Origin of the sequence: Fischerella sp. JS2 (genome assembly GCF_032393985.1) — a bacterium.
In the GTDB taxonomy this organism is placed as follows: Bacteria; Cyanobacteriota; Cyanobacteriia; order Cyanobacteriales; family Nostocaceae; genus Fischerella.
The window spans coordinates 1,016,225-1,028,940 of record NZ_CP135918.1; the positions used below are offsets into that span (position 1 = coordinate 1,016,225).

The 12,716-nt window shown below is 40.8% G+C and carries 17 protein-coding genes; 7 read left to right on the plus strand and 10 right to left on the minus strand.

All coding sequences use genetic code 11. From position 1 onward, the window contains the following. Positions 1-1,377, minus strand: coding sequence for an HlyD family secretion protein (locus RS893_RS04250; protein ID WP_315790017.1), 1,377 nt, complete (start codon positions 1,375-1,377; stop codon positions 1-3). A gap of 184 nt (positions 1,378-1,561) precedes the next feature. Further along, the gene (locus tag RS893_RS04255; protein WP_315790018.1) at positions 1,562-1,846 is read right to left on the minus strand and encodes a hypothetical protein; all 285 of its coding nucleotides are present in this window, start codon (positions 1,844-1,846) and stop codon (positions 1,562-1,564) included. Positions 1,847-2,058: 212 nt separating this feature from the next. Between RS893_RS04255 and RS893_RS04260 the strand changes: the two genes are divergently transcribed. From RS893_RS04260 to RS893_RS04275, 4 genes are all read left to right on the plus strand, one after another. Further along, positions 2,059-2,721 carry an ABC transporter ATP-binding protein gene (locus RS893_RS04260; protein WP_102204762.1) on the plus strand — a complete coding sequence of 221 codons (663 nt, stop codon included), beginning with the start codon at positions 2,059-2,061 and terminating at the stop codon, positions 2,719-2,721. 332 nt (positions 2,722-3,053) lie between these two features. Further along, the gene (locus RS893_RS04265) at positions 3,054-4,523 is read left to right on the plus strand and encodes an efflux RND transporter periplasmic adaptor subunit (RefSeq protein WP_315790019.1); all 1,470 of its coding nucleotides are present in this window, start codon (positions 3,054-3,056) and stop codon (positions 4,521-4,523) included. Continuing rightward, positions 4,520-5,737, plus strand: a complete 1,218-nt coding sequence (locus RS893_RS04270) for an ABC transporter permease (protein ID WP_315790020.1) — start codon at positions 4,520-4,522, stop codon at positions 5,735-5,737. Before RS893_RS04265 ends, RS893_RS04270 begins: the two co-directional genes overlap by 4 nt. Before the next feature lie 144 nt (positions 5,738-5,881). Further along, the gene (locus RS893_RS04275; RefSeq protein ID WP_315790021.1) at positions 5,882-6,691 is read left to right on the plus strand and encodes an Rpn family recombination-promoting nuclease/putative transposase; all 810 of its coding nucleotides are present in this window, start codon (positions 5,882-5,884) and stop codon (positions 6,689-6,691) included. Positions 6,692-7,123: 432 nt separating this feature from the next. Here RS893_RS04275 and RS893_RS04280 read toward each other — a convergent pair whose 3' ends face one another. The 5 genes from RS893_RS04280 to RS893_RS04300 form a co-directional block, all read right to left on the minus strand. Next, the gene (locus RS893_RS04280) at positions 7,124-7,297 is read right to left on the minus strand and encodes a hypothetical protein (RefSeq protein WP_315790022.1); all 174 of its coding nucleotides are present in this window, start codon (positions 7,295-7,297) and stop codon (positions 7,124-7,126) included. 82 nt (positions 7,298-7,379) lie between these two features. Then, positions 7,380-7,523: a hypothetical protein gene (locus RS893_RS04285; RefSeq protein WP_315790023.1), complete on the minus strand. Its 144-nt coding sequence runs from the start codon at positions 7,521-7,523 to the stop codon at positions 7,380-7,382. Between the two features lie 5 nt (positions 7,524-7,528). Next, positions 7,529-7,705 carry a hypothetical protein gene (locus RS893_RS04290; RefSeq protein WP_315790024.1) on the minus strand — a complete coding sequence of 59 codons (177 nt, stop codon included), beginning with the start codon at positions 7,703-7,705 and terminating at the stop codon, positions 7,529-7,531. Between the two features lie 33 nt (positions 7,706-7,738). Then, entirely contained in the window at positions 7,739-7,972 is a 234-nt protein-coding gene (locus RS893_RS04295) for a hypothetical protein (RefSeq protein ID WP_315790025.1), read from the minus strand. Next, positions 7,962-8,189 carry a hypothetical protein gene (locus tag RS893_RS04300; protein ID WP_315790026.1) on the minus strand — a complete coding sequence of 76 codons (228 nt, stop codon included), beginning with the start codon at positions 8,187-8,189 and terminating at the stop codon, positions 7,962-7,964. Before RS893_RS04300 ends, RS893_RS04295 begins: the two co-directional genes overlap by 11 nt. A 272-nt stretch (positions 8,190-8,461) precedes the next feature. On the opposite strand from RS893_RS04300, the gene RS893_RS04305 reads away from it, so the two are divergent. Both RS893_RS04305 and RS893_RS04310 read left to right on the plus strand, forming a co-directional pair. Beyond that, complete coding sequence (locus tag RS893_RS04305) at positions 8,462-9,187, plus strand: ABC transporter ATP-binding protein (protein WP_315790027.1); 726 nt, start codon at positions 8,462-8,464, stop codon at positions 9,185-9,187. A gap of 57 nt (positions 9,188-9,244) precedes the next feature. Next, a complete protein-coding gene (locus RS893_RS04310) occupies positions 9,245-9,646 on the plus strand; it encodes a GNAT family N-acetyltransferase (RefSeq protein WP_315790028.1) in 402 nt (133 codons plus the stop codon). 167 nt (positions 9,647-9,813) lie between these two features. Here the strand turns inward: RS893_RS04310 and RS893_RS04315 are convergent, their stop codons facing one another. Next, on the minus strand, positions 9,814-10,344 hold the full coding sequence (locus tag RS893_RS04315; protein ID WP_315790029.1) for an orange carotenoid protein N-terminal domain-containing protein: 531 nt from the start codon (positions 10,342-10,344) through the stop codon (positions 9,814-9,816). A 216-nt stretch (positions 10,345-10,560) separates the two neighbouring features. Between RS893_RS04315 and RS893_RS04320 the strand changes: the two genes are divergently transcribed. Then, positions 10,561-10,929, plus strand: a complete 369-nt coding sequence (locus RS893_RS04320) for a hypothetical protein (RefSeq protein ID WP_315790030.1) — start codon at positions 10,561-10,563, stop codon at positions 10,927-10,929. A gap of 142 nt (positions 10,930-11,071) precedes the next feature. Here RS893_RS04320 and RS893_RS04325 read toward each other — a convergent pair whose 3' ends face one another. Together RS893_RS04325 and queG are read right to left on the minus strand one after the other, a co-directional pair. Then, the gene (locus RS893_RS04325) at positions 11,072-11,707 is read right to left on the minus strand and encodes an HAD-IA family hydrolase (RefSeq protein ID WP_315790031.1); all 636 of its coding nucleotides are present in this window, start codon (positions 11,705-11,707) and stop codon (positions 11,072-11,074) included. After that, positions 11,704-12,657 carry a tRNA epoxyqueuosine(34) reductase QueG gene (gene queG, locus RS893_RS04330; RefSeq protein WP_315790032.1) on the minus strand — a complete coding sequence of 318 codons (954 nt, stop codon included), beginning with the start codon at positions 12,655-12,657 and terminating at the stop codon, positions 11,704-11,706. The genes RS893_RS04325 and queG overlap by 4 nt, the downstream gene beginning before the upstream one ends. Positions 12,658-12,716: the final 59 nt, after the last annotated feature.

Below are 12,716 nucleotides of genomic sequence, written 5' to 3' on the forward strand. Positions count from 1 at the left end.
TCATACTTCATCCTTTATCCTTATTTCCCCATCCGCAGGCATCCCAATTTTGGCACAAGGTAAATTTCCGTTATTATACGGTTGCTCTGGATTAAAACAACCACTAGGATTTTCCACACTAATGCGAACACCCACCACTTGCCTAACTCGATCTTTTTGGAAGTAAATATTCTCTGGGGTAAACGAAGCCTGTGGATCAATAGAAATTACTTTGCCTGTCAGGGGTTTTTTAGGTGCAGAATCTAAGTAAATTTTGGTGATTTGTCCCAAACGCACATTGCCGATCTCGCCTTCAGGAATAAAACCACGCAGATATACTGTTTTAGGGTCAACAATGGTGAGAATATTGGTCTGATTGCTGACAACGGCTCCTGGTTCTACACTCCGGGCAGTTACTACCCCATCCAAAGGACTGATAACATTTAGGTCTTTCTTGGCATCTTGAATTTGGGTGAGGATTTGCTGTTTAGCAGCTTGGGTATCTTTAACCTTGGCTTGAGCAGATTTGACTTTGGCTTGAGCAGATTTTAACTGAGCAAGACTCTGCTGTCGTTGTCTTTTGAGTGCTTCTATTTGAGCTGTACGGATCTCAGGATTCAAGCCTGTGGTTTTGGCTTGTGTTAGTTCACCTTCAGCAGCGCTTAACTGTTCCCGTGCCGCATTGACTGCTGCTTTTTTGGCTTCTAAAGTTGCGATCGCGGTGTCGTATGTTGTTTGGGCTTGGTCAAATTGTTGTTGATTAATTGCCCCATCATTTACAAGTTTGGCATAGCGATCGCGATTCACTTTCGCTAATTTGACTTCCGCCTCTGCTTGCTTGACTTGTGCTTGTGCCTGTACAAGTTGTGCTTTAGCGGCGGCGACATTCGCTTGTGCCTGCTTGACTCGACCTTGAGTATTACCTTGGGACTGCAATAAATTCAATTTTGCTTCTTCAATTTGACTATCAATTTGTTTAATTTCCCCTTGAACTCTCTCTACATCTGCAAGTGCCTGCTGTTCATCCGACTGGGCTGATAATACCTGCGCCTGTGCGCCTTTTAGTTGGTCTTGCAGTTCTTGGACAATACTATCATCTAGCTGAATTAACTGCTGTCCTTTTTTGACTGCTACACCTTCTCGGACAAAAATAGATTCAACCCTACCTGATCTTTTCACCCCTATTTCGGTTTCGTAACCTTCTATTCTGCCACTAAATTTGAGTACGTCCCCTGCTGTTGGCGGTTGCAGCCACCTCCAGATTCCATAGCCAATCCCACTTACCAACAGCAGTAGCCCAATCACTAGAGGTATTAGCTTTTTGCGACGCTTTTCTTTCGCAGGTGGTAAGGGAATATCTTTAATATCTTCTGTCGGTTGGGGGGCAGTCTGAGTCATGGTAGTACCTCAAGGAGGACAAGCGAAGGGAGACAAGGAGGACAGGAAAGATAAGGAGAATTTCTCAAATAGTGTCCTCATCGGTTTACCTTACAACATTGAATGTCGCAAATTATTAGCGGAGATGGTCACTATACTAGACGGTATAGTATGATATCGTAATAAGTAGCTAAAAAATTTAATATTAAATTTTATGCCCTAAGCCCTCAGTGGCAGCAGCACATCCAGGTTGTCTGCTATGTTTAAGGCTAAATTTAAACGCAGAGAAACAAAAGTTAGCGCACCAGATAGCAAAGTATTTTTGTGAAAAGGTATTAGCCATTTCAAAATGTTCTAGTTCCAAGCCTAAAGCTTTAGGTTTTAAACCGAAATGTTCTAATTTCAAGCTTGAAGTTTCAAGTTTTAAACCTAAACTTTCTAGTTCCAAGCTTGAAGTTTCAAGTTTTAAACCTAAACTTTCTAGTTCCAAGCTTGAAGTTTCAAGTTTTAAACCTAAACTTTCTAGTTTAAACCACTAACTACTAACCACTAACCACTAATGTACAGACGCGAGGAACATCGCGTCTCTACCCACTAACCACTAACCACCAACCACTAACCACTAACCACTAATGTACAGACGTGAGGAACATCGCGTCTCTACCCACCAACCACTAACCACTAACCACTAACCAAAAAACAATGATTTGGATGGAATATATTACCAAAACTTACCAGCTTGGGGATGTGCATGTGCCAGTACTAAAAGGAATTAATCTGGCAATTGAGGAGGGGGAATATGTTGCCATTATGGGTATGTCTGGTTCTGGGAAATCGACACTGATGAATATTATCGGCTGTCTGGATCGCCCGACAAGCGGACAATATGTTTTGGAAGGCAGAAATTTGACAACCTTTGGTGATGACGAGTTGGCGTATATTCGCAATCAACGCATTGGCTTTGTCTTTCAACAATTTAATTTATTGCCAAGGGCGACAGCTTTAGAAAATGTCATGCTGCCAATGGTTTACGCTAACATACCGAAATCAAAACGCCGTCAAAAAGCGATCGCAGCTTTAACTAGAGTCGGTTTACAAGACCGCATCTTCAACCGTCCAAGTCAACTTTCTGGAGGACAACAGCAACGGGTAGCGATCGCTCGCGCTTTAGTAAATCGACCGGCTTTGGTTTTAGCTGATGAGCCAACAGGCGCTTTAGACACAAAGACTTCTGAAGAAGTAATGGAATTACTGACAGAATTAAACAACCAAGGAATCACGATTGTGATTGTCACCCATGAGCCAGATATTGCAGCACAAACAAAAAGAATTATTCGAGTTCAGGATGGGTTGGTTGTAGGTTGATTTGGGGAGACAGGGGAGACAAGGAGGACAAGGGAGACAATTAACTAATGTTCAATTCCCGATTCCTAATCCTCGATCCCTTTTACCTAAAGTCACCCATTCAGGTGAAGTGAAGAATACTTGGCAAAGGATACCATCAAATCAAGTTAAGAAACTATAAGTTAATTATTTATACTCTCACTCTCTCCTATGCAAGATGAATCCTAACAGAACTTAAGTTCAATAGGAAACTAATGATCTTGGCTACGGATAGAAAATTTTTCATCTATATTTTCTGCTTTACTTTCCGCTTTACCATCCTGAAATCCAAGTTGTTTTCCAAGGCTGCTGTGATGAATACCCATATAGAAATTCCCGTTATAGGCAAAGTGAAATACCCCCAACGCTGGCTAATTGGGCTAGTCACAGCTGGTATTTTGGTTGTTGGTGGCACTACAACTTATACTCTGGTAAATCGGGGGGCAAGTAAAGAAGATATAGCGGCGCTCACTATTCCTGTAGAAGCAAAAGATGTCACATTACGGATTACTGCCAGTGGGAAGGTAGTACCAGATCAAAGCGTGAATATTAGCCCGAAACAACCAGGAATTGTAGCAGAGCTAAAAGTTGAACAAGGCGATCGCGTCCAAAAAGGACAAGTTATTGCTGTGATGGATAGTGCAGATGTAAACGCCCAAATTCTGCAATACCAAGCCAGCCTAGATCAAGCCAAAGCACAGCTAGCTGAAGCCCAAGCTGGGAGCCGCCCCCAAGAGATTGCCCAAGCTAGAGCGCGTTTAGCACAAGCCCAAGCACAACTAGATCAAGCCCGCGCTGGTAATCGTTCCCAGGAGATCCAAGAAGCCCAAGCTCAAGTAGATGATGCTAAAGCACAGGTGAACTTGACGCAGGCACGAGTCAGGCGGTATCGAGGATTGGCAGAACAAGGAGCAATTTCTCAAGACCAATTAGATCAGTACGTGAGTGAAGATAGAAGGGCAAAAGCCGCATTGGAACAAGCTCAACGCCGATTGTCACTATTAGAAAGTGGCTCTCGTTCCGAAGAAATCGCCCGCCAAGAAGCTGCTGTTGCGGAAGCCAAAGCTGCGTTAAAATTGCTCCAAAATGGTACACGCCCAGAGGTAATTGCCCAACGTAAAGCAGCCGTAGCTGTTGCACAGGCACAGTTAAAGGCAGCTCAAGTGAAGTTACAAGACACAGTTATCCGCGCTCCTTTTGCAGGAATTGTCACTCAGAAATATGCTAACGATGGTGCTTATGTAGCGCCGACTACTTCTGCTTCTTCGAGTGCCTCGGCTACTTCCAGTTCTATCGTTGCCTTAGCTAAGGGTTTAGAGGTATTAGCACAAGTCCCTGAAGCCGATATTGGCAGAATTAAAGAAGGACAACAGGTAGAAATTGTTACTGATGCTTATCCAGATCAAGTATTTAAAGGTCGTGTACGCCTGATTGCTCCTGAAGCCGTGAAGGAAGAAGGTGTGACATTATTTCAAGTGCGAGTAACTATTAATACGGGTCAAGAAAAATTACGTTCTGGGTTAAATGTTGATTTAACGTTTTTAGGCGATCAAGTAGACGATGCGCTTCTAGTACCAACTGTGGCAATTGTTACCGAAAAGGGCGAAACTGGAGTACTTGTCCCAGATGCTGAAAATAAACCTCTGTTCCGTCCAGTGACAGTGGGAGCGCAGGTAAAAGATCAGACTCAGATTGTGTCTGGTGTAAAAGAAGGCGATCGCGTATTTATCAACCCGCCCAAAGACTATAAACGGGAACAGCAAGAGAAAGAACAACGAAAATGAACTTAGTAGAAAGTATCAAAATGGCAGGGAAAACCCTGCTGTCTAATAAATTACGTAGCACTCTCACAATGTTAGGTATCGTCATCGGCAATGCTTCGGTAATTGCCATGATTGGGATTGGTGAAGCTGGACAAAAGTATGTAAATAAGCAGTTAGAATCTTTGGGACCAAATGTGCTGTTTGTCCTTCCTGGGAATCAGGAAACTCAGCGCATTTCTTTTGAAGTACCGAAAAATCTGGTATTGGCTGATGCAGATGCGATCGCTACTCAAGTACCAACAGTAGCAGGAGTTGCCCCAGAGTTAAACAGAAGACAAGTAGTAACTTACCGCAACCGCAACACCAACGTCAACATTATTGGTACAACTCCTACTTTCCCAGAAGTGCGGGATTTTGAAACTTCTCAAGGACGATTTTTCACCGAAGTAGATATCAAGCGCAATAATCAAGTTACGGTGCTGGGTGCGAAATTGGCAGAAAAACTATTTGGTAGTAGTAATCCTGTTGGCGCACAACTACGAATTAAAGATTCCAGCTTTCAAGTTATTGGTGTGTTAGAAGCCAAAGGCTCAAGCTTGGGTGCAGATTATGATGAAGCAGCACTAATACCAATCACCACATCTGCAAACCGATTAGTGGGACGAAATTCTCCCTATGGTATTGGTTTAGATTATATTGTCGTCTCGGCTCGTAATGCGAATAGTGTTGATGGAGCAGAGTTTCAAATTACAAATTTGCTGCGTCAGCGACATAAAATTACAGGTGAAGACGACTTTACGATCCGCACGCAAAAAGATGCAATGCAGACTATCGGTCAGATCACAGGTGCATTGACAGTTATGCTAGCAGCAATCGCGGCAATTTCTCTAATTGTCGGTGGTATTGGCATCATGAATATCATGCTTGTCTCCGTCACCGAACGCACTCAAGAAATTGGACTACGCAAAGCAATTGGTGCAACTCAGCAAGACATCCTATCACAGTTCATAATTGAAGCTGTGATTCTCTCTGCCGCAGGTGGTTTAATCGGGACTGCGATCGGTGTGAGTGGTATTCTGTTGGTGGGAGCCTTAACACCCTTAGATGCAGGAATTTCTGTGATTGCAATTACCCTTTCAGTGGGTGTTTCCGGTGGTATAGGTTTATTCTTTGGCGTTGTTCCTGCGCGGCGTGCTGCGAAACTCGACCCAATTGTAGCTTTAAGAAGCGCTTAGTTTTGTGAAAGGTTTGTTGTTAGCCCTGTGTTGGCTGAAGCATTACTCAAGCGATCGCATTACGTGTTGAGTTTGAGTAGTGCGATCGCATTGTAGATTGAGAGCATAGTATGCAAAGATGTAATTTTTGCAGCAACAGCAAAAGTGAAAACAGACAGTATTTTTTACCACCTATTCGCAGAATTTCCCAGTATTTTCTTTGAGTTGATTGGACACTCTCCCAGCAATAGTCAAGATTATCAGTTTCGGTCGGTAGAAATTAAACAAACCGCTTTTCGTATTGATGGCATATTTCTACCACCAGAAGACAACACTGATCAAACAGTATATTTGTGTGAGGTACAGTTTCAAAAAGATCAATTTCTCTATCATCGGGTATTTGCGGAACTATTTCTGTATTTAGACCAAAATCCAGCTACCTATGACTGGTACGCTGTGATTATTTACCCCAAACGCAACCTGGAACCAGATGAAAACAGACTTTATCAGGTTTTGCTAGAAAGTTCAAAAGTGCAGTGTGTCTATCTTGATGAACTCGAAACCTCAGCTAACAGGTCTTTAGGTATTGGCGTTGTGAAGTTAGTAGTAGAACCAGAAGAAAATGCCGCTAACTATGCTAGAGAACTCATTGCACAAGCAAGGCAACAAAGAGCAGATCGTTTATCTGTAAGAGCGATAATAGATTTAATCGAGACAATCATAGTCTACAAATTTCCCCAATTAAGCCGCCAAGAGGTGGAAGATATGCTGAAATTGAGCGAACTAAAACAAACTAGAGTTTACCAAGAAGCATTGGAAGAAGGACTACAACAAGGACTACAACAAGGACTACAACAAGGTAAGTTAGCTGCTGTTCCCCTGTTGCTAAAAGCGGGAGTGAGTGTCGAAGAAATAGCTCAACAATTAGAAGTTGAGATTGAAGAAGTTAGGAAAATAGCACAACAGCAGTCTTGAGTGCAAGCGATCGCATTGTATGTTGAGTTTGAGTCGTGCGATCATCTCTGTAACATGAGTATCCAACCTCAGAGGTTCACTTTTCAAGTTTTGAGCTTTATGATCCGAGTTCAGAACATGAAATTTCTCACTTGGAACGAAAATTTTCTTACTTGGAACGAGAATTTTCTTACTTGAAACAAGAAACTTCTCACTTGAAACGAGAAATTTTGAGTTCAAAGCTTCAACATCCAAGTTTAGAGCTTCAATGATCAAGCTGAGAACTAGAAACTTATATTAAATTTGTTTACTCCTGTCCTACTCAAAGAATAGCTAAACGTCAGTTTTAGTCATAAATCTTCCATCTGACACAATATCACTGCTCTGAATCCAATTCAGCGCGAACTCTTGCCAGATTTTCACGAGTAGTGACAGTATGGGGATGATTCTCTTCTAACCGACGCTCACAAATATCCGCCCTAGTTCCAATACTTTTTTGTGCAGTTGCAAGTAGGCAGCAATAACGTCTAAATCTGACTTTGAGCCTTCCTTAGTTCTAGTAAGCGCTTCCTCTGCTTTCGGTATACTTCTGAGCTTCTGCCAAATTTTCTGGCGTAGCTTTTCCAATTTAGCAAGTATACTTGTGTAAGTTTCTCTATGGTTTTTTCAAATGATTTTGTAAACGCTAAGGAGGTGATCGCAGCTGCTGTTAGTGTTGCAGGTTCAATAATTTAGCAATTAAATTAAGATATTCAACTTCTAACTGTTCAGATGCTAGCAAAATTTCAGGTGATCGCGAAAGAGTTTTGAAAGAGCGATCGCCTAACATAGAGACGTTTGTCCGCTTGTGCAAAAAATCTATTGTTGTAATGGCAAAACACAAATCAACTCAGAAAATCTAGCAAAATCATCTGTGTTGTGAGTCAGTAGTTGAGGAATACCGTAAACTAGTATCGTGGCGACAATATTCGCATCATGCACCTGCTTACCACCAATGGCAACTTCCTCCATTAGTATTAGTAGCCTTTGTGTCACTTGAGAACTTTCTTCAACTATTCGAAAGCGGTTTTAAAAAAAGCGAATTTCAGCAGTAAGTGTTGCAATCGGTATAGGAACAGTAAATGCTTGCGGACGAGAAAGGGTTGCTAGATATTCTCGCAACATTTGTCTACTAATCCACAATTCACGCTCAGCCTGTTCAAGACTCTGAATCGCGTTTAGAGCTACTAAATGCAAAGGGGACTCAGCAATACTGGCATAGACGAGAATATTAGTGTCTAGAAATACAAAGTTATCTTCCATCTTCACTATACATATCCTCGTGTCTGAGAGAAAGATTCTCAGGCCAAGAGCCAACGTTAATCACAGGGAAATCTAAAGGCGATTGCTTTTCTTTAGTTACTGGCTTTTCATCAATTACTACCACTACTTGATGCTCACTAACTGGAATATCTAGTGGTAACTGAACAGTAAGTTTACCATCTGCCGTAACTGTGGCAATTGTTGTAATTGTTTTCATTTTAATCTTCCCATTTTTAACCATCTCAAAGACTTATTTGTCTGAACTAAATCCTACTGAAAAATGACTTACTTCATCAAAGCTAACACCGACTTCGGCAACAATTTATCTTTCAACCAAACAATACTTGCGGAACATTGAACTTTACCCCCACTTTATCCAAATTCTCTCTTAACAAATCCCTTACACCCCTATACCCCTGGTTATGGAAAGAAGAAGTAGTCCGATCAGGAGATGAGTAGAGATAATAAATATAGGAGGACAAATCACAAATGACAAATCACAAATCATCAATTATTCAACTAGAAAATATCTTTAAAATCTATGGAAGTGGTGAAACTGAAGTCAAAGCACTTAACGATGTGAATTTGGTGATCCACGAGGGCGAATACTGTGCAATTATGGGGCCATCTGGTTCTGGTAAATCCACAGCTATGAATATTATTGGCTGTTTAGATCGTCCCACATCAGGGCATTATTACTTAGATAACCTTGATGTGGCACAAATGGATGATGCTGAACTTGCCCACATTCGTAATAAAAAAATCGGTTTTGTCTTTCAGCAGTTCCATCTTTTGTCTCAGTTAACAGCACTTGAAAACGTGATGTTACCAATGGTGTATGCTAATGTAGACCCTAGCGAAAGACGTGATCGCGCCGCCGAAGCACTCAAGCGCGTTGGTTTGGAAAAACGGATCAACAACAAACCGAATCAATTATCTGGGGGACAACAACAAAGGGTAGCGATCGCTCGTGCGATTGTCAATCGTCCGGTGTTACTGTTAGCAGACGAACCCACTGGTGCGCTTGATTCCCGTACCACCCAAGAAGTATTGGATATTTTCACCGAACTAAATACCACTGGGATTACAGTCGTCATGGTAACTCACGAACCAGAAGTTGCCCGCCAAACTCAACGTATCGTCTGGTTTCGTGATGGAGAAGTAGTACACTCGCAACTTACACCAGCTGATTTGATTCATATGGCAGTATCTTGATTTTATATTTTTGTAGTATCATGTAGCATATAAAAGTTGTTGTGAATTTCTACAGGCATGATAAGCTACAAACGCGATTTGGAAAATGTTGACTGGGAGGAAATGAAAGCAACACTCACTCAAGATAAATTTGACAATGGTAGAAGTCCTGAACAACTAAGAGCATCGTTTGCTAATAGCTATGCAACTTGTATTGCTTATGCAGGCGATCGCATTATTGGAACTGCCCGTGTTTTATCTGATGGTGTTTGTAATGCTGACATTGTCGATGTTTGGACATTTAGTCCTTATCGTCATCAAGGTATTGCTAGTACGATAATGCGAACTCTGTTGGCAGAATTACAAGGACAACACGTCTGTTTATTTACAGATGACGCTATTGACTTTTACAAAAAACTTGGCTTTACCAAAAAAGAAACCTGCTTAGAACTTGTAGTCGGTAAATGGTTGAGTAATTAAGTATAGTAAGTAGGTCGAGGGTAATAAACCTAACTATGTTAAGGAAAGTAAACAAGCTTAAAATCCTTACTATTGAATAAGCCCTTCAACCCACTTGGAGTGGGTTTTCGTTATTAGCCCCAAATTTATTTGAGGGCGGGATGTTGGGCTTATCGAAGTTACGTTAACTAAAGACTTGGTGTTTTCCCTGTTTCTGCCTGTGTTTCAATCGGCCGCACATCGCTGTAACCCATTGCACCAGCAATTGTCCGTAAAATGGACATTTGTTCTTCAAATTCCAATTTTTCTACTTCTGAGAGCAAATTATTAATGTCATTAGAAGCTTGGTAGTCACTTGGCATGTCAACAACTTGATCACCCATTGCTTCTGCCCAAGCATACCAAACTAGCAATTGGTTGTTTTCTTTGATCGAACCATAGGCACGCGAGTATTCTGTATCTTCACAATTAACAATTTCCCGCATAATTGCCAGTTGCTGTTCATCGGATAATTTGTAATAGTCTCCTAGCAACTTTGGCGCTAATTCTGGTTCTGCTGCCATAGGTGCTGCGGGAGTAATAGAATCTCCCATTTTTTCATACACTAAATACAGCCAAGCTAGCTTAGCATCAGTATCCAGATTATTAAAAGCTTCTACATGCTTTTGAGTCTCTGCACTAAGAGCTTGAGGCGTAGATTTATTGTAACTGCTAGTCATAATTTATCTCAAAGAGAATTTTTACCTACAAACTAACAGTTACAAAATTTCATAATCTGAATCGCCTTCCTCTAGAAATAGTTTTTTAATGGAAAAATACATACATTTATCTACCTTTCAATAGAGGAGAAATATCTATCTACAGATATCAAAGTTTGATTAGTTCACTTTGATAGAATCTCGGCATAAACAAAAAAAATATCACAGGGGATTGTTATGCCTGAAGAAATTAAACCAAATGTTACGGAAGCTTCTACCGAAGATGCAAAACTAGCTGCTGAAGAAATTGCCAGTGGGGAAGCAAAAGCGCCCAGCGTTGATATGGAAGCAGATTATCAAGCAGCACAGCAAATGAGTGTAAGTGAAGTCGATCGCACTGGCGAAGGTACAAAAGCAGCCCAAAATGCAACTGCGCCAGAATATCAAATGCCTGAAGCACAAGAGAAGAAAACAGAAGCACAACCTACAGGCGACCCTGCTGAATATAAAGCAATGGCAGACGAAATTGGCTCTAGCAACCAAGGTGTAACTAACGTCAGTGATGATTTAGTGCAAGAAGCTTTGAAAAAAGGTCAAGCAAAATAATAATTAAATGTCATTAGTCAATTGTCAATTGTCAATTGTGGAAATAATATTGATCGATAATTTCGAGCCGAATATAAGAAAGCGGATTTATCCATGAATTCAATCTAAAATCCAAAATTGCATGACTTTTGACTTTTGACATTTAACTATTATTCACCACATTTAACAGTTCACTTGGATGGTGGATTAAATAATTTGGATTTTGTTTAGCTAAAACTTCTAAAGAATTAAACCCCCAAGTGACTCCTACCACTTTGATATTAGCTTTTTTAGAAGCTTCAATATCTCTAGTTTCATCTCCCACATAAATTACTTCTTCTGGTTTGAATTGCTTTTGTCTAAGCACATTATTAATAATTGTTGTTTTCCCAAAAATGGTGATACCTGAATAAATAAATTCAAATAGATTATCTAACTCATTAATTCTTAAGAATTCTGTAACATTGTCTTTAGAATTAGAGGTGATAATTCCTAGACGATGACCTGCATTTTTCAAGTCTGTTAAAGCTTCTTTCATACCTGGAATCGGTTTTAGCTCTGGAATTTTACTTTTTAATTCTCCTTTAACTTTTTTTACTAAAAAGGGTATTCTAAATACAGAAATTCCTGAATAATTAATAATTTCTCTAGAAGTTAAATTTCTCAATAAAGCTAGTTCTTCCGAGGTAATTTGTACATAACCAAACTCTTTGGCTAAACTGTTGGCAATACTTACAAGTGCGTCTACTGTATCAGCGATTGTGCCATCAAAATCAAAAATAATTATTTTCTGGGTCATTCTTGTGCCTGCTGGAATGCGTCTAGGTTAGCACGGGCATTCCGTCGTAACATTTCTGGCTTAATTCGCCGCAACGCCGATGCCGGAAATTGTTTATCCCAATCCTGATCTGAGATTTGGGCTAATTCTATCAGTTTGGGGGCAATATTCCCAGAATATGGCTGAAATTCTTCCACATCAGTTGGATTAGCAAAACGCTGATTCCAAGGACAAACATCTTGGCAAATATCACAACCTGCAATCCAACCTTGTAAATTGGATGCAATTGTCTCTGGTAGTTTTTCCTGGCGATTTTCAATTGTGTGATAGGCAATGCAGCGATTAGCGTCTACTACAAATGGACTAGTTATTGCATCTGTAGGACAAGCCTCTAGGCAGCGAGTACAATTACCACAATGTTGTGTGTGAGGTTTATCTGGAGTTAAATCTAAGTTTGTTAGCACTTCTCCCAAGAATACCCAAGAACCATATTCCCGGGTAATCACATTACCATTTTTGGCAATCCAACCGATTCCGGCTTTTTGTGCCCAAGCTTTATCTTGCACTGGGCCTGTATCTGCATAATAGCGTGCTTGAATGTTTTCACTTAATCCTTGCAACCAAACTGAGAGTGCTTTCAATTTTTTGTGCATGACTTTGTGATAATCCCGTCCCCAAGCATAACGAGAGATTTTGCCGTATTCTTCGCCTTCAGGTCGTTGATGTGGCGTATAGTAGTTGAGGGCTACACAAATTAGCGATCGCACATCACTCATCACTAACCGAAGATCTTGACGCTTCGGAGAAGTCATCCATTCCATGTCGGCGTGATAACCAAGCTTGATCCATGCTTGCAACTGCTGCACCTCTGTATTGTCCCCATCTACAGCAGCTATCCCAACTTTATGAAATCCTAACTCTAGGGCTTTTTGTTTAACTTCAGCACTGCTTGTTCCCGACAAATGATTCATTTATCTTATCTGAAATTTGCCGCAACTACGGCGTTACTATTCTACACTAGCCAGTCAAT

Bases quoted from the DNA above. Each gene is read 5' to 3' on its own strand.
- RS893_RS04260 (WP_102204762.1), top strand. From the start codon at position 2,059: ATGATTTGGATGGAATATATTACCAAAACTTACCAGCTTGGGGATGTG.
- RS893_RS04315 (WP_315790029.1), bottom strand. From the start codon at position 10,344: ATGACTAGCAGTTACAATAAATCTACGCCTCAAGCTCTTAGTGCAGAG.
- RS893_RS04250 (WP_315790017.1), bottom strand. From the start codon at position 1,377: ATGACTCAGACTGCCCCCCAACCGACAGAAGATATTAAAGATATTCCC.
- RS893_RS04295 (WP_315790025.1), bottom strand. From the start codon at position 7,972: ATGGAAGATAACTTTGTATTTCTAGACACTAATATTCTCGTCTATGCC.
- RS893_RS04325 (WP_315790031.1), bottom strand. From the start codon at position 11,707: ATGACCCAGAAAATAATTATTTTTGATTTTGATGGCACAATCGCTGAT.
- RS893_RS04270 (WP_315790020.1), top strand. From the start codon at position 4,520: ATGAACTTAGTAGAAAGTATCAAAATGGCAGGGAAAACCCTGCTGTCT.
- RS893_RS04320 (WP_315790030.1), top strand. From the start codon at position 10,561: ATGCCTGAAGAAATTAAACCAAATGTTACGGAAGCTTCTACCGAAGAT.
- RS893_RS04300 (WP_315790026.1), bottom strand. From the start codon at position 8,189: ATGAAAACAATTACAACAATTGCCACAGTTACGGCAGATGGTAAACTT.
- RS893_RS04265 (WP_315790019.1), top strand. From the start codon at position 3,054: ATGAATACCCATATAGAAATTCCCGTTATAGGCAAAGTGAAATACCCC.
- queG (WP_315790032.1), bottom strand. From the start codon at position 12,657: ATGAATCATTTGTCGGGAACAAGCAGTGCTGAAGTTAAACAAAAAGCC.
- RS893_RS04305 (WP_315790027.1), top strand. From the start codon at position 8,462: ATGACAAATCACAAATCATCAATTATTCAACTAGAAAATATCTTTAAA.
- RS893_RS04310 (WP_315790028.1), top strand. From the start codon at position 9,245: ATGATAAGCTACAAACGCGATTTGGAAAATGTTGACTGGGAGGAAATG.